Below are 14,874 nucleotides of genomic sequence, written 5' to 3'. Positions count from 1 at the left end.
ACCCTACCTTTTAAATGAATTAAAAATCAAAAATGGAATCACCATTTGCTCCATCTTCTTCAATCTTTGCTGTATATAAAGTGGATGGTTTTGACTCTGTTACAAGCATCTGCGGTACATGCTTATGGGGAGTGATAGATGCTGTATCACCTGGAGAATCTAACACCACATCACATAATGCTCTGATGGCTGTAAGGGCCTCACGAATTTGCTGATCATTCCCCGCATTTTTTGCACTAGATAATTGTTTTTCAAGTTGCTGTATAACGGCTTGATAAGAAATCATTACATTCTCCCACTTTCTACTTTTGGTACGAATTTTAAACAATCCACACCCGAGGATTGCTTCACAACAACGGATGGTATTTGCTTTGTTTTAAAGCCATAAGCTACACATGCTCGTGGGGTTTGAGGGTCCCAGGTTACTTTAAAAAATTGACATTTAAAACAATTCACCTTCATCGTCGTCCCTCACTTTCTTCTATATTAACTGTATCATGATTAATTAAGTGTATAAAGTAAACGATTTGTGCCAATCTATTCTAAACACCAATCAATTGGCTGCTTGCCCCACTCCACTAATTGTTGATTAATCTTTGAATAAGGTTTACTACCGAAGAATCCTCGATAAGCACTTAATGGACTTGGGTGTGGCGCTTCGAGTATGACATGAGGTGTTTTATATTTTCGGATTAATTGCTTTTTGCGTTGCGCTGGTTTACCCCACAATACAAAAATTAGTGGCTCTTCTCTTGCAGCTAATAGATCGATAACAGCATCGGTAAATTGCTCCCAACCTTGTTCCTTATGCGAATTTGCTTGTCCTGCTCGAACCGTAAGCACCGTATTTAATAGCATAACACCCTGTTCAGCCCACTTTGTTAGCGTTCCATTTTGGGGAATTGGACAGCCTAAATCATCCTGTAGCTCTTGAAACATATTCCGTAAGCTAGGAGGATGTGGAATACCTGGTTTAACAGAAAAGCTTAACCCATGCGCTTGATTAGGTCCATGATATGGGTCTTGTCCTAAAATAACAACCTTCACATCATGATATGCTGTTGTATAAAATGCGTTCATCACATCATTCATTGGTGGATAAATGGTTTGTGTCGAATATTCATTTGCGACAAATTGACGTAGTTGTTGATAGTACGGTTTTTCCAACTCTTCTTTGAGTACTTCTTGCCAATCATTCGGGAATACTTGTTTCATCGTTCTTTAAGCCCCTTTCTCTTCTTACAACGGTACAAAAAATTAAAGATGAATTCAAGCATCAGTTGAAACTGACCATATAAAAATATAGTATTCTGGCTATTCTTATAGAATCAGAATCGGACTATACTAGAAGGTAATTTTATAACTCTTAACGATAAAGGGGATCTTTTACATGACTCTAAAAAAAACATTAACAATTGCAGGATCAGATACATCAGGCGGCGCAGGGATGCAGGCTGATCTCAAAACATTCCAAGAGCATGGTACATATGGTATGGTGGCATTAACAGTTGTCGTAACAATGGACCCGAATGGCTGGACACACAACGTCACACCTTTGCCAACTGAGTTACTACAAAAACAAATTGACACAGCTCTTTCCACAGGAATTGATGCCATTAAGACAGGGATGCTCTCAACAGAAGAAATTATTCGCATTGCTGGAGAGGCTATCGCAAATTCAGGCACTCCAAATGTTGTCATCGATCCTGTTATGGTATGTAAAGGTGACGATGAAGTACTGAATCCTGGAAACACAGATGCTATGGTTCAGCATCTTTTACCACTAGCAGCGGTAACAACACCAAATCTTTTTGAAGCGGGACAATTAGCTGGCACAGGTACACCAAAAAACATTGATGACATGAAGATCGCAGCTCGTAAAATCCACGAACTAGGGGCTAAAGCTGTTGTCATTAAAGGTGGAAAAGCACTAGCCACTGAAAAAGCAACAGACTTATTCTTTGATGGTGAAACATTCTACTTATTAGAAGCTGAAAAAGTTGCTTCTACTAATAACCACGGTGCAGGCTGTACATTTGCTGCTTCTGTAACAGCCAATCTTGCTAACGGTCTTTCTATTAAAGACTCTGTCATTGAAGCGAAAGAGTTTGTATCCGCAGCCATCGCACACGGCTGGGCGCTAAATGATTATGTAGGTCCTGTCATGCATGGAGCGAAATCCCGTTTTGGTGCTCCTCAAGTAACAGTAACTGAAATATAAGCATGAAGGGATGTCTCAAAGTCATTTGAGACACCCCTCTTTTTACATATAATTTCCCACCATTTCTAGCCGATAATCCCATGGATCATTCATTGATATAAATTGCGCTAATGCTTTACTTTCCTTTTTACGTTCAGCACGTGCCTTCGCTCGCTCTGAAGCTGTTTCATGCAATTTTGTCTCTTCTACTGTTTCAGGAATTACTCGTGGAACCAACGCGGGTTTATTATTTTCATCCAATGCTACAAATGTTAATAATGCAGTCGCTGCCACCTTTCTCTCTCCTGTTTTCAAGTTTTCAGAAATAACTTTGACAAAAACCTCCATAGAAGATCTTCCCGTCCATGTTACATAGGATTCGAAATAAACCGAATCTGTGGGGCGAATGGGATGTAGGAAATCTACAGAATCAGTTGAAGCTGTGACACAATCTTTCCTGCTATGCTTTGCTGCTGAAATGGAAGCAACTTGATCAATATCGCTCATCAGTCGCCCACCAAATAATGTATTATGATTATTCACATCATTTGGAAACACACGACTTGTACGCATCACTCTTGATTCCTTACAATATTTAAAGTCCTTATTCACATTAATTCCCCCTCTAAGCGTCTGTTTATTCCTACTATAATGCTATATTTAAATGGAAAAATCAATTTAATTATTAGAAAATTACAAATATTAAACAATCCGTTAACGATTAGTATTTATTAGATAAAGATAAAAATAGGACAAGATACGTTAATGCTTCATATCCCATATATTAGCTGTATGGGAGGGGAAAAGATGAAAAAAAACAAAGTAGAGGATTTAACGGAAGAATCAGGTTTACTAGCTGGGGAAATCACCTCTTCAAAAGTTGAAGTAATTGCTTCCATCATATTAACACTTGGTTACTCATTATCCACCCTTGCCACAATATTAGCTCTTCAGGAGGAGGAAGAATTGGCACAAGCCAAAACAACTGAAACGCAAGATCAAAATCTTTATATGAAGCAAATGTTTAAACAATTACAAAATGTTAATAATCGTTTAGATACAATAGAACGAAAGCTTAATCGATACTAACAAATACATAGCCTACACGAATGTTCAATAAAAAAACCGCGACTCTCCGTCATAAATGAGAGTCGCGATTTTTTATTATACTATGATAATGAGCTTCATTTTTCTTCCCTTATTCACAACTACCATACATAGCCTGTTCAAGGAACGTCATCTATTGTACCAAGATAGAAGTCGTTATTTCTGAAATATTACTTCCTTCAACAGGTGGAGCTGTCTACACACACGAATTAGGAAGAAGTCATGGTTGCAATATCTTTTCAGATGTGAAAACGGATACAATACGAAACGACACATTTTGTACATATTTATTTTCACACTCCCTATACTGATACATTACAATAATTTTTTCAAGAATATTGCTTAAGAACGTGTCATAGATTTAGAGATGATGATTTATTTCCCTTGATGCTAGGATCGATTTTCGCAATCTCAAAAAAATCTAGACCCAATAGAGCTAAGGTATACAAATACAAATCATCAATTTTTCATATCAAAGCAATCAATTTCCCTTTGCGAATTTTTTTTACTATACTTAAAGGAGAAATGATCGAGAGGAGTGTTAAGATGCAAGAAGTACAAGTAGAGACGTTGCAAAAATTGCTGAATTCTTTCGCCAACAAAGACGTTTATATTCATCTTGAGACGACAAACGGATCTTATGCAGCACACTATGATGAACAGTTTTTTAATGCTGGTGCTTTTATTCGCAATGCTAAAATTAATTATGAGCTTGCTAAGGTTGTAGACAATGCACCTCATCGTGTGGGTTTAAAATTACCTCATGGCTGGGTTTATGCACAAGGCATTACACATTTTGAATTAGATGATTTAGGCCGTTTATTAATGGCTGGACTAGACTACTCTGGAAAATTGGCGATTGCACTTGAAATTAGTGAAACGCCATTTACCTACTAAGGGGGACGACTATTTGAATTTACAACCACAACGTCATATTTTAATTGTGTACCCTCACCCAGATGACGAGGCTTTTTCAGTTGCTGGGACCATCGCCCACTATACAAAGAAAATGAATACACCTGTTACATATGCCTGTTTAACATTAGGCGAAATGGGACGTAATTTAGGTAATCCACCCTTTGCAACGCGCGAGTCCTTACCTGAAATCCGCCGCAAGGAATTGGTTGCAGCAGCAGAGGCAATGGGTATTCAAGATTTACGTATGCTCGGTTTACGCGATAAAACAATTGAATTTGAAGATGATGAGAAAATGGTAAAGCTAGTGGAAGGATTAATCGAAGAACTAATGCCTTCTTTAATTTTCACATTCTTGCCTGGCTTTGCTGTCCACCCAGACCATGAAGCAACAGCACGTGCTGTAGTTGAAGCTGTACGTCGTATGCCAAAGGCTGCTCGTCCACAAGTATTCGGCTGTGCCTTTGCCAATGATACGATTGAAAAAAATGGCGAACCACATGTTGTTTACGATATTCGTGAAATGCGAATGGACAAATTAAAAGCATTACAAGCTCATGCATCTCAGACTGGTTGGATGATGCAGGAGACGGAAAAACGTATTGATGATGGCGAACCAATGAGCGAGAGCTGGCTAAATGTTGAAAAATTCTATATTGTTGACCCAGATAAATATGTAAAATAAAAAAAGTACTGTTCTCGTTTTTAGAGAACAGTACTTTTCATGCTGTTGAAAAAAGATGATGTCAACGGCAGAAAAAGCAACTTTGCAAGGTGAGAGGTTGATTTCCGTTCCGCCAGCGTCCTTTCCAGGGGGCGTTTGATGAACCGCTTAACCCCCTGGGAGTGACGCTGGCTCCACTCCAATCAACCATGTGCAAAAGTGTCTTTTTCTTATCTTTCATACTAGCAGTAGCGATCAAAATAGCCCATGATTTGTATAATTAGATAGGCTCTTATTTTCAATGTAGTGACAACACCTCTTCATAAAGAGTAGTGAACACCTTCACTTTATTTGAAAACCGTTGCTAAAAAGAAACATTTTTATGGTTTGGTGTGAAAGGCTACTTGACTCCTATGGGAAAGCGAGACAGGCGAGCCCCTACCCGGAGCGGTAGCGGAGGAAGCGATTCGGCGCTCGCCCACAGGAAAGCAAGTAGCCTGCAACGGAAATCCATTTCTACCTTTCAATTGACTGTTTTGTTTTTCAACACTAAGAAAAGTACTGTTCTCATTTTTGGAGAACAGTACTTTTTAATTAGGCAGCTCTTACTTTCTTCATCATGTGCACAATGATTGTGATGGAAAAAGCAATCACTAAGAATAAGAAAAATAAATAATGTGGAATATGAATATTGAAAACACTCACTAACATTTTCAAGCCGATGACACCTATAATAATGAAGGCCGTTGCTTCAAGCTCAGGAATTTTTTCAATGATGATTAAAAAAACACCTGCAATCGTCCTCATCATTAATATCCCTAGCATCCCTCCAATTAAAAGCACCCATACTTGATCTGATACCGCAAAGGCAGCGAAGATGGAGTCAATTGAAAAGGCAATATCCATGAGCTCAACAGAAATGACCGTTGCCCAAAAGGTGCCAAAAAGACGCACCATCCATCCCGACCTTTTTACCTCCTTCACACTATCCTCATTCCCTATTTGAAGGAAATGAGCCACACAGAGCCACCCCAAATATAAAGCACCTAATACTTTAATAAACCAAAATTCTACAAGATAAACACCTATGCCAATAAATAAAAATCTAAAAAAATAGGCACCTAGCATACCGTACATTAATGCCCTTTTTCGTTGTTTATCTGGTAAATGTTTCACTAGTACCGCTAATACCAGTGCATTATCTGCCGACAGCAATCCTTCTATAATAATTAATGAGGATATTAGTCCCCAGGATACAGGGTCCATTAATACTTCTTGCCACATCGCCCAATCGAAAAATTTCCAATATGTAGATAAAATCCCTTGAATGATGTCCACTACTTACCCTCCTACTTGTCCTAAGCTAATCTAGTATATGCTTGGCCATTATTGTTATGAGAGTTGTATTTTTGGGATTTGATTCAACAGAGTTTAAATGATTTTCTCCACTTAAAATGTACTATTTCGAGGTCTGACACATCGCTTTTTTTACAAAAAAATAGGCTATATCAAGATAAAACGCTTACATCTTCAAATAGACACGGAAAATTTAGAATTTACTAAAAATTACTCCCAAAAAGCAAATAAAGTGTGCTATCATAGATAAATGTTTTAAACGTATAACGGAGGATGAATACTATGGAAGTTGCTGATACTAGAACCGTGCAAGTGGAGAATGTCCTGATTGCACATCATTTTTTAAAAGATGTAGTTGTGCACACACCACTACAAAAAAACGATTATTTATCCGAGAAATACGGAGCTAATATTTATATTAAACGCGAAGATTTACAGCATGTACGCTCATTCAAGCTTCGTGGTGCCTATTATAAAATTAAAAAAATCGAGGATGAAGCACGCAATGCTGGGGTTGTCTGTGCAAGTGCAGGCAATCATGCACAAGGTGTAGCTTATGCCTGTGCCCAATTAAAAATTCAAGCAAGCATTTTTATGCCTCAAACAACGCCGAAGCAAAAAATAGACCAAGTGCGTATGTTCGGACGTGAATATGTGGAAATTATTTTGGCAGGAGATACATTCGATGATTCTGCTGAAAGCGCCTTGAGCTATTGTGAAGAGCATAGTAAAATCTTCATTCATCCATTTGATGATCTCGATGTCATTGCCGGTCAAGGAACGGTAGCGGTAGAAATTATGAATGATATGGAGGAGCCAATCGACTACGTATTCGGTAGTATTGGTGGTGGCGGCTTAATGTCAGGCGTGTCTGCCTACATTAAAAACCTCTCTCCTTCTAGCAAAATTATTGGTGTGGAGCCTGCAGGTGCTGGTAGTATGAAGGCTGCCTTTGCTGAAGGTGGCACAGTTGCTCTTGATTGGATTGATAAATTCGTTGATGGTGCTGCTGTAAAATGCGTCGGTCACCACACTTATGATGTTTGTCGTCGCTATTTAGATGATATTGTTCTTGTACCTGAAGGCAAGGTATGTACGACCATTCTAGATTTATATAATAAACATGCGATTATTGCCGAGCCTGCTGGAGCATTATCAGTGGCAGCTCTTGATTTTTATAAAGAAGAAATTAAAGGTAAGTCAGTCGTTGTCATCATCAGTGGTGGTAATAATGACATTGGACGGATGCAGGAGATTAAAGAAAAGTCACTTATTCATGAAGGCTTACTTTACTATTTCATCGTCAGCTTCCCTCAGCGTGCAGGAGCATTACGTCAATTCCTCACTAGTGTACTTGGACCAAACGATGACATTACTACCTTTGAATACACGAAGAAAAACAATAAGGAAAGTGGCCCTGCACTCGTCGGTATTGAGCTAGGTGATCGTGCTGAATACGAAGGACTACTTGCCCGAATGGATGAATTCGGCTTCAAGTACAAAGAAGTAAACAACGACATTCAACTATTTGGTTTACTCGTTTAACATAAAGAGTCTCACTTCTCTGCAAGTGAGGCTTTTTTATGTAATAAAGTTTATCGATCATCTTATTATCCTAAATAAAAAACACTCATACTAGTGTATGAGCGTTTCATCATTAACCTAAAAGAGCACGGTCTGAATTCATTTTTTCCCCACGAATGCGTTCAAACTCAGCCATTAAATCAGGGATTGTTAATTCATGTTTGCGATCTTCACCAACTTCTAAAATGATTTGGCCTTTATCCATCATAATAAGACGATTGCCTAAATCTAATGCTTGCTGCATATTGTGCGTTACCATTAATGTCGTTAAATTATCTTTTTCCACTAAGTACTTCGTAATACGAGTAATTAATTCTGCACGTGATGGATCAAGTGCAGCCGTATGCTCATCCAGCAATAAAATAGATGGCTTTGTGAAGGTAGCCATTAAGAGCGACAAAGCTTGACGTTCCCCACCTGAAAGTAAGCCTACTTTTGCAGAAAGGCGATTCTCAAGATTTAAACCAAGCATCTCTAATGATTCTTTAAAAAATTCACGACGCTTTTTATCCACACCATTACGTAACCCTCTATGCTTATTGCGAGAGTATGCTAGAGCTAGATTTTCTTCAATTGTCATCGTAGGTGCCGTTCCCGCCATTGGGTCCTGGAAGACACGACCAATGTATTGAGAGCGTTTATATTCAGGCAAACTTGTCACATTATTACCATCAATTAACACTGTCCCGAAATCAGGTGTTAAAGCACCTGAAATCATATTCATCATCGTTGATTTACCTGCTCCATTACTACCGATGATTGTCACAAAATCACCAGGCTTTAAGTGTAGGTTAATCTCTGCAAGTGCAATTTTCTCATCTGGTGTTCCCTCATTAAATACCTTATTAATACCATGTAATTTAAGCAAGGCCTTTTCCTCCCTTCTCTACTGTTTTTACTTACGAAAGTTCCGCAGCACGCTTGGCTTTACGTTTACGTTCCTTACTCTTATTGATAATTTGCGGTAAAATCAGCGCCAAAATAACGATGATAGCCGTAATTAATTTCATGTCTCCTGAATCAAGGAAATCTACACGTAATGCTAATGCTAATATAATACGATAAATGATGGCTCCTGCAATGACTGCAAAAGTTGTACGAATAATGGTTTTAGTCCCAAAAATAGCCTCACCAATAATAACGGATGCAAGACCGATCACAATCATACCAATCCCCATACTTACATCTGAAAACTTCGAGTATTGTGCGATTAAAGCTCCAGAAAATGCGACAAGTGCATTGGAAAGTCCTAGCCCCAAAATGATAAGTGTATCTGTATTTGCTGAGAAGCTGCGAATCATTCGTTTATTATCACCAGTTGCTCGGATAGCTAGCCCGACCTCTGTCTTTAAGAACCAGTCTGCTATTAACTTAATTAAAATCGTGATGATTAATACGACAATCAGCACACTCCATGTACCTGGTACATGCTGAAAGCCCATGCCTTTTAATAGGTTATTAAGAGCAGCATCGATCCCTAAATTGCTCCAAAAAGCTTGAAACTTTGAAAAGATTGTTTCAGAGTTTAATAGTGGAATATTCGGGCGACCTATCGTATTTTCTGCAGTTAACCCCATGATGCGTAGATTAATCGAGTATAAAGCAATCATCATTAAAATCCCTGATAATAGTGGATTAATCTTTCCTTTCGTGTGAAGAATTCCTGTCATACATCCAGCAATAAATCCAGCAACAATTGCCACTAAAGTCGCTAAGATTGGGTGGTAGCCAAGCAAAACCATTGTTGCTGCCGTTGCCGCCCCTGTTACAAAGCTTCCATCAACCGTTAAATCCGGAAAATCTAACACCCGAAATGTTAAATATACACCAAGTGCCATAATTGCATAGATGATTCCTTGCTCCACTGCGCCAAATAATGCTAAAAACATCGTTGAATCATCTCCTAAATCTCTTAATTATTTATATCGCTTGTAAAATGAAGATAAAGCGGGGATAGTTCTCCCCCGCTTCGTTTTACTTTTCTAGAATTTCTGCACCCCAAGAATCTTTCATTTCGATTCCTAAATCATCCGCTACTTTTTTATTGATTAATAGTTTCAGATTTTGAGGATATTGTGCTGGTGTATCAGCAGGTGTTGCTTCACCTTTTAAAATTTTCACAGCCATTTGACCTGCTTCATAACCGATATCGAAATATTCAAATCCATAAGCAGCTAAACCACCACGTGCCACAGAATCTAATTCTCCTACGACTAATGGTAATTTATTCGTATTGGCAACATCAATTACCGATTCTAAAGCAGAAACTACTGTGTTATCAGTAATAATATAGAAAGCATCTACTTTACCAATTAGAGATTCTGTCGCTTGCTTTACATCTGCTGAAGTGGATGCTGATGCTTCTACCACCGTTAAACCTTGTTCATCCATAACCTTTTTCACTTCTGAAACTTGTGCAACTGAGTTTTGCTCACCCGCATTGTAGACCATCCCTACTTTTTTCGCACCAAGGTCTTGTAAGAATGCTACTGTTTTAGAAATCGTTTCAGGATGTAGATCAATTGTGCCTGTAATATTTTTCCCTGGCTTCTCCATTGAGTCGATTAACTGTGCACCAACAGCATCTGTAACCGATGTGAAAATAATTGGAATATCACTTGTTGCTGTTGCAGCTGCTTGTGCAGAAGGTGTAGAGTTAGCAAAAATTAAATCTACGTTTGCACTCACTAGATTGTTAGCAATCGTTGTGTTAAGGCTGTTATCTCCTTGCGCAATTTGTGGATCGTATTCAACTTTTAAGCCAGCATCTTCAATTGCTTTTTTAAAGCCTTCCGTTGCTGCGTTTAACGATGGATGCTCAACAATTTGAGTAATCCCGATTTTATATGTTTTATCGTCTGCATTTCCGCTCTCACTTGCATTGTTTGTTTCATTTCCTTTTGAATCTGTTGTACTAGAGCCACCACTACCACAAGCAGCAAGTAGTAACACTAATCCAAAAAGAAGGAATGATAGCTTCTTCACATTGCTTTTCACAAATAATCCCCCCGATTATGTTCTCAAATATCTACCGCACTTTATCCAAACAAAGTGTGAATGTATCGCTATATTATCGTTATTATCGAGCTCAGTCAACAACATTATGAATGTTCTGACTTTTAAAAGTGACAAAATATTTTAGTTTTTCATTCAATTTGGCGCTTTAAACCGCTAAACTACGCTGTTTTAGTTATTCTATTTCTTTTTTCAACATAGTAAAAAATATTTATGACAATTTTGCGACGATAGGACATTATAGACAAAGTCTGACATTTGACTTCTACTAGATATGTATAATAAAATATTTACTTGTGTGAAAGCACCGTGGTTCGTAACCATCCCACGAAAAAAAACTAAGGAGAAATGAATATGAAAATAAAATTTTTAGCAGCAAGTGGTATCATTGCGGCTCTCTATATAGCTGTGACCATGCTTGTTGCACCATTTGGTTTTACGGAGGTACAGTTCCGAGTATCCGAGATGTTTAACCATTTAGTAGCATTTAATCCACGCTTTGCCGTAGGGATTATTATTGGTGTATTGATCTCTAATCTCTTTTCACCACTTGGCATTTACGATTTAGTGTTTGGTGTAGGTCATTCAATGATTACACTTGGCCTGTTTATTTTAATCTGTAAATTTGTCAAAAATATATGGGCACGTTTAATTATTAATACATTGCTATTTACATGCACCATGTTTATCATTGCCTTTGAGCTGAACTTAGCCTTAGAGCTGCCATTCTTTTGGACTTGGCTAACAGTAGCGGCGGGTGAATTTGTTGTATTAGCTGTTGGTGCGCCGATTATGTATGTATTAAACAAACGCCTTCACTTTAATAATTTGATTTAACTGACGGGTCTTTTTAGATTCGTCTTTTTTCTTGACACTATTCTGAAAATATTCTACAATTCTTTCTAATAAATGCAAGGAAGAAGAGTAGTAGCAAGCATTGTTACTTCAAGAGAGCTGGTGGGTGGTGTGAACCAGTAGTACAGACTTGTGAATGGACTTCAGAGCAGCCTTATCAAATGTAAGGCCGATTTGCTCCCCGTTACCGGAGCAGGAAAGCGCGCAAAAATTGCGAATAAAGGTGGCACCACGGTTACTCGTCCTTTTTATGAGGGATTGGAGTGGCTTTTTTTTATGGAAAAATTAGCATAGAGGAGTCGAGTAAAGATGAGTACAATAGTAGAGAAAAAGGGATATTTCGGTGAATTTGGTGGAAGCTTTGTTCCAAAGGAGCTTCAAAATGTTTTAAATATACTAGATGAGAATTTTCAAAAGTATAAAGAGGATGATGACTTTAAGCAAGAATTAGATTACTATTTCCGTGAATATGTTGGTCGTAAATCCCCTCTTTATTTTGCAGAAAATTTAACAAAGCAATTGGGTGGTGCAAAAATTTATTTAAAACGTGAAGACCTTAACCATACAGGCTCACATAAAATCAATAATGTACTAGGACAGATCTTACTAGCCAAACGTATGGGAGCAAACCGCGTGATTGCCGAAACAGGTGCAGGTCAACATGGTGTAGCAACAGCTACAGCTTGTGCCATGTTTGGAATGGATTGCACGATTTATATGGGCTTGGAGGATACAAAGCGTCAGGCATTGAACGTATTTCGCATGGAGCTTCTTGGCGCGAAAGTCGTAGCGGTTGATAAAGGGCAGGGTCGCCTAAAGGATGCAGTTGATGAAGCATTTGCTGACTTAGTAGAAAACTATGAAACTACGTTCTATTTATTAGGTTCAGCAGTTGGTCCACATCCCTTCCCTACAATGGTTAAACATTTTCAATCAGTGATTAGCCGCGAAAGTCGTGAACAGATTTTAGAGAAAGAAGGAAAGCTTCCAACAGCGGTTCTTGCCTGTGTCGGCGGTGGTAGTAATGCCATTGGGGCATTTGCTGACTATATTGCAGACGAAGATGTTCGCCTTATTGGAATAGAGCCGGATCAAGCTGCTACCTTAAACGAAGGAACACCAGGTGAGCTACACGGCTTCAAATGCTTAGTGCTGCAGGACGCAGACGGTAATCCGCTCCCAACCTATTCAATAGCAGCTGGTTTAGATTATCCCGGTGCTGGACCTGAGCATAGCCATTTGAAAACAATTGGTCGTGCTGAGTATGTGACCGTGACCAATGAAGAAGTTTTAGAAGCATTCCAAGTACTTTCCAAGGTTGAAGGTATTATTCCTGCTCTTGAAAGCTCACATGCAGTCGCACATGCTCTAAAATTAGCACCAACTTTATCACCTGAGGAAAGCATTATTATTAATATCTCTGGTCGTGGTGATAAAGACGTTGAACAAGTTTTCCACATGTTAACTAAATAACTCAATAAAAGAGCGACTTCCGTTTAGGGAAATCGCTCTTTTAACTATACCAATGATCTAGGATAAAAATCTGCTACATTATCTCGCAGCTTTGCTTTCAGAAATTTTCCAACAGATGTCTTTGGAATTTCCTCTAAAAATACGACTGCATCTGGTACCCACCATTTGGCAAATTGATTTTCTAAAAAGGCAAGAAGCTCATGTTCAGTTACTGATTGTCCCTCTTTCAATACCACACAAGCTAATGGACGCTCCTGCCATTTAGCATGAGGCATGGCAATGACAGCCGCTTCTAAAACTGCATCATGTGTCATCAGTGCATTTTCCAAATCAACAGAGGAAATCCATTCGCCACCTGATTTAATAAGATCCTTCGTACGGTCCGTAATTTTAATAAAGCCATCCTCTGTTCGTACTGCAATATCACCAGTATATAACCAGCCATCTCGATAGGCATCTGCTGTTCGTTCATCCCGATAGTATTCGTTAGAAATCCATGGACCTCTTAAACGCAATTCCCCCATTGTTTCGCCATCCCAAGGTACTTCACCCTTCTCATTAATGATACTAGATTCGATACCTGCCATCGTCATCCCTTGCATCGCTCGAGCTTCAATACGTTTTTCAATCGGCCAATCATCCATCCATGACATATAGTTGGAAAGTGCCACGATTGGAGTAGTTTCTGTCATGCCGTACACAACAATATAAGGAATTCCGTATTTTTCCTCAAATGTCCGAATGAGTCGGGTTGGTGAAGCCGAGCCACCACAACATATCGCTCTTAAAGAACTAATATCTCGCTCTTTCTTTTCCTGCTCCTGTAATGCGCCTATCCAAATTGTTGGTACACCAGCGGTTAATGTAACCTTTTCTTGTTCGATTAAATCCATTATTAACGCTGATGTAAATTGCGGACCTGGTAGAACTTGTGTAGCACCCACATTGACACTAGCAAAAGGTAACCCCCATGCATTTGCATGAAACATTGGCACAATTGGCATCACGACATCTCTTTCTGCAATCCCCATAGAATCAGACATACTCAGCATGTTGCTGTGTAATACTAACCCCCGATGTGAATAGACAACTCCTTTTGGATTCCCTGTCGTGGCACTTGTATAGCACATACCAGCAGGTGCTTCTTCATCAATATCCTCTGGAAATTGAAATTCTTCATCAGCAGTAGCTAATAACTCCTCATAAGATAAAACATTTTGTATTGTGGTCTTTGGCAAAGCTGTATCATCCGTCATAACAATATAGTGTTTCACTGTCTTTAGTTTTGGCGCAATATTTTCAATGATCGGTAATAAATCTACATCGACCATTAAAATCTCATCTTCTGCATGATTAATAATATAGATCAAATGCTCTTCTGATAAACGAATATTTACCATGTGTAAGATTGCCCCTGAGCAAGGTACAGCAAAGTAGGCTTCTAAATGTCGATGCTGGTTCCACGCAAAGGAGCCAACTTTCGTTCCTCTTGTCATCCCAAGCCTCGTAAGAGCATCTGCTAAACGACGCGTTCTTTTTGCCCACTGTCCATATGTTAAACGGTGTATTTTGTGTGGGCTTGTCCGTGAAATAATTGATTTTCTTGCAAAATAGCTCTCTGCTCGTTTGAAAAAACTAGTTAAAACTAATGGTGCTTGCATCATAAAACCCATCATCCCTTCATTTGTGAATTTTCCCCTTGTGA

At 38.8% G+C, this 14,874-nt stretch carries 16 protein-coding genes, 1 riboswitch and 1 other annotated feature; of the genes, 7 read left to right on the top strand and 9 right to left on the bottom strand.

From position 1 onward, the window contains the following. Nucleotides 1-19: 19 nt before the first annotated feature. The 3 genes from JTI58_RS11590 to JTI58_RS11580 form a co-directional block, all read right to left on the bottom strand. Nucleotides 20-286: a YwdI family protein gene (locus tag JTI58_RS11590; RefSeq protein ID WP_205446738.1), complete on the bottom strand. Its 267-nt coding sequence runs from the start codon at nucleotides 284-286 to the stop codon at nucleotides 20-22. After that, nucleotides 286-462: a uracil-DNA glycosylase gene (locus JTI58_RS11585; RefSeq protein WP_205446737.1), complete on the bottom strand. Its 177-nt coding sequence runs from the start codon at nucleotides 460-462 to the stop codon at nucleotides 286-288. Before JTI58_RS11585 ends, JTI58_RS11590 begins: the two co-directional genes overlap by 1 nt. A 75-nt stretch (nucleotides 463-537) precedes the next feature. After that, nucleotides 538-1,215 carry a uracil-DNA glycosylase gene (locus tag JTI58_RS11580; protein WP_205446736.1) on the bottom strand — a complete coding sequence of 226 codons (678 nt, stop codon included), beginning with the start codon at nucleotides 1,213-1,215 and terminating at the stop codon, nucleotides 538-540. A 175-nt stretch (nucleotides 1,216-1,390) separates the two neighbouring features. Here JTI58_RS11580 and thiD point away from each other — a divergent pair, with 175 nt between their 5' ends. Then, complete coding sequence (thiD, locus tag JTI58_RS11575) at nucleotides 1,391-2,221, top strand: bifunctional hydroxymethylpyrimidine kinase/phosphomethylpyrimidine kinase (protein ID WP_205446735.1); 831 nt, start codon at nucleotides 1,391-1,393, stop codon at nucleotides 2,219-2,221. Nucleotides 2,222-2,263: 42 nt separating this feature from the next. Here thiD and JTI58_RS11570 read toward each other — a convergent pair whose 3' ends face one another. Continuing rightward, entirely contained in the window at nucleotides 2,264-2,812 is a 549-nt protein-coding gene (locus tag JTI58_RS11570) for an acyl-CoA thioesterase (protein ID WP_205446734.1), read from the bottom strand. A gap of 195 nt (nucleotides 2,813-3,007) precedes the next feature. Between JTI58_RS11570 and JTI58_RS11565 the strand changes: the two genes are divergently transcribed. The 3 genes from JTI58_RS11565 to bshB2 all read left to right on the top strand — a co-directional run bounded on the left by JTI58_RS11565 (nucleotide 3,008) and on the right by bshB2 (nucleotide 4,907). Continuing rightward, nucleotides 3,008-3,289 carry a hypothetical protein gene (locus JTI58_RS11565; protein ID WP_048393429.1) on the top strand — a complete coding sequence of 94 codons (282 nt, stop codon included), beginning with the start codon at nucleotides 3,008-3,010 and terminating at the stop codon, nucleotides 3,287-3,289. 564 nt (nucleotides 3,290-3,853) lie between these two features. Then, a complete protein-coding gene (locus tag JTI58_RS11560; protein ID WP_004225428.1) occupies nucleotides 3,854-4,204 on the top strand; it encodes a YojF family protein in 351 nt (116 codons plus the stop codon). Nucleotides 4,205-4,217: 13 nt separating this feature from the next. Continuing rightward, on the top strand, nucleotides 4,218-4,907 hold the full coding sequence (gene bshB2 / locus JTI58_RS11555) for a bacillithiol biosynthesis deacetylase BshB2 (RefSeq protein ID WP_205446733.1): 690 nt from the start codon (nucleotides 4,218-4,220) through the stop codon (nucleotides 4,905-4,907). Between the two features lie 573 nt (nucleotides 4,908-5,480). Here the strand turns inward: bshB2 and JTI58_RS11550 are convergent. Continuing rightward, a complete protein-coding gene (locus tag JTI58_RS11550) occupies nucleotides 5,481-6,224 on the bottom strand; it encodes a TerC family protein (protein ID WP_205446732.1) in 744 nt (247 codons plus the stop codon). Between the two features lie 300 nt (nucleotides 6,225-6,524). On the opposite strand from JTI58_RS11550, the gene ilvA reads away from it, so the two are divergent. After that, entirely contained in the window at nucleotides 6,525-7,787 is a 1,263-nt protein-coding gene (gene ilvA, locus JTI58_RS11545; protein ID WP_205446731.1) for a threonine ammonia-lyase IlvA, read from the top strand. A gap of 112 nt (nucleotides 7,788-7,899) precedes the next feature. Here the strand turns inward: ilvA and JTI58_RS11540 are convergent, their stop codons facing one another. The 3 genes from JTI58_RS11540 to JTI58_RS11530 form a co-directional block, all read right to left on the bottom strand. After that, nucleotides 7,900-8,694, bottom strand: a complete 795-nt coding sequence (locus tag JTI58_RS11540; protein ID WP_036078189.1) for an ABC transporter ATP-binding protein — start codon at nucleotides 8,692-8,694, stop codon at nucleotides 7,900-7,902. Between the two features lie 31 nt (nucleotides 8,695-8,725). Continuing rightward, a complete protein-coding gene (locus JTI58_RS11535) occupies nucleotides 8,726-9,715 on the bottom strand; it encodes an ABC transporter permease (protein WP_205446730.1) in 990 nt (329 codons plus the stop codon). Nucleotides 9,716-9,800: 85 nt separating this feature from the next. Beyond that, a complete protein-coding gene (locus tag JTI58_RS11530) occupies nucleotides 9,801-10,823 on the bottom strand; it encodes an ABC transporter substrate-binding protein (protein WP_205446729.1) in 1,023 nt (340 codons plus the stop codon). Nucleotides 10,824-11,144: 321 nt separating this feature from the next. Beyond that, nucleotides 11,145-11,189: riboswitch (PreQ1 riboswitch) on the top strand. A 6-nt stretch (nucleotides 11,190-11,195) separates the two neighbouring features. Here JTI58_RS11530 and JTI58_RS11525 point away from each other — a divergent pair. Further along, on the top strand, nucleotides 11,196-11,678 hold the full coding sequence (locus JTI58_RS11525) for a QueT transporter family protein (RefSeq protein WP_205446728.1): 483 nt from the start codon (nucleotides 11,196-11,198) through the stop codon (nucleotides 11,676-11,678). Between the two features lie 68 nt (nucleotides 11,679-11,746). Continuing rightward, nucleotides 11,747-11,946 (top strand) — a binding site (T-box leader). A 59-nt stretch (nucleotides 11,947-12,005) separates the two neighbouring features. Continuing rightward, nucleotides 12,006-13,169 (top strand): tryptophan synthase subunit beta, encoded by a 1,164-nt coding sequence (gene trpB, locus JTI58_RS11520; RefSeq protein ID WP_205446727.1) that lies wholly within the window; start codon nucleotides 12,006-12,008, stop codon nucleotides 13,167-13,169. Between the two features lie 44 nt (nucleotides 13,170-13,213). Here trpB and JTI58_RS11515 read toward each other — a convergent pair whose 3' ends face one another. Further along, nucleotides 13,214-14,833, bottom strand: a complete 1,620-nt coding sequence (locus JTI58_RS11515; protein WP_205446726.1) for a long-chain fatty acid--CoA ligase — start codon at nucleotides 14,831-14,833, stop codon at nucleotides 13,214-13,216. Nucleotides 14,834-14,874: the final 41 nt, after the last annotated feature.

The sequence above is a fragment of the Lysinibacillus fusiformis genome, assembly GCF_016925635.1.
Taxonomy (GTDB): Bacteria; Bacillota; Bacilli; order Bacillales_A; family Planococcaceae; genus Lysinibacillus; species Lysinibacillus fusiformis_F.
Note: the sequence above shows the minus strand (reverse complement) of the source record. Positions and strands in the feature narration are given on the sequence as shown.

Bases quoted from the DNA above. Each gene is read 5' to 3' on its own strand.
- JTI58_RS11590 (WP_205446738.1), bottom strand. From the start codon at position 286: ATGATTTCTTATCAAGCCGTTATACAGCAACTTGAAAAACAATTATCT.
- JTI58_RS11585 (WP_205446737.1), bottom strand. From the start codon at position 462: ATGAAGGTGAATTGTTTTAAATGTCAATTTTTTAAAGTAACCTGGGAC.
- JTI58_RS11580 (WP_205446736.1), bottom strand. From the start codon at position 1,215: ATGAAACAAGTATTCCCGAATGATTGGCAAGAAGTACTCAAAGAAGAG.
- thiD (WP_205446735.1), top strand. From the start codon at position 1,391: ATGACTCTAAAAAAAACATTAACAATTGCAGGATCAGATACATCAGGC.
- JTI58_RS11565 (WP_048393429.1), top strand. From the start codon at position 3,008: ATGAAAAAAAACAAAGTAGAGGATTTAACGGAAGAATCAGGTTTACTA.
- JTI58_RS11560 (WP_004225428.1), top strand. From the start codon at position 3,854: ATGCAAGAAGTACAAGTAGAGACGTTGCAAAAATTGCTGAATTCTTTC.
- ilvA (WP_205446731.1), top strand. From the start codon at position 6,525: ATGGAAGTTGCTGATACTAGAACCGTGCAAGTGGAGAATGTCCTGATT.
- JTI58_RS11535 (WP_205446730.1), bottom strand. From the start codon at position 9,715: ATGTTTTTAGCATTATTTGGCGCAGTGGAGCAAGGAATCATCTATGCA.
- JTI58_RS11525 (WP_205446728.1), top strand. From the start codon at position 11,196: ATGAAAATAAAATTTTTAGCAGCAAGTGGTATCATTGCGGCTCTCTAT.
- trpB (WP_205446727.1), top strand. From the start codon at position 12,006: ATGAGTACAATAGTAGAGAAAAAGGGATATTTCGGTGAATTTGGTGGA.
- JTI58_RS11515 (WP_205446726.1), bottom strand. From the start codon at position 14,833: ATGATGCAAGCACCATTAGTTTTAACTAGTTTTTTCAAACGAGCAGAG.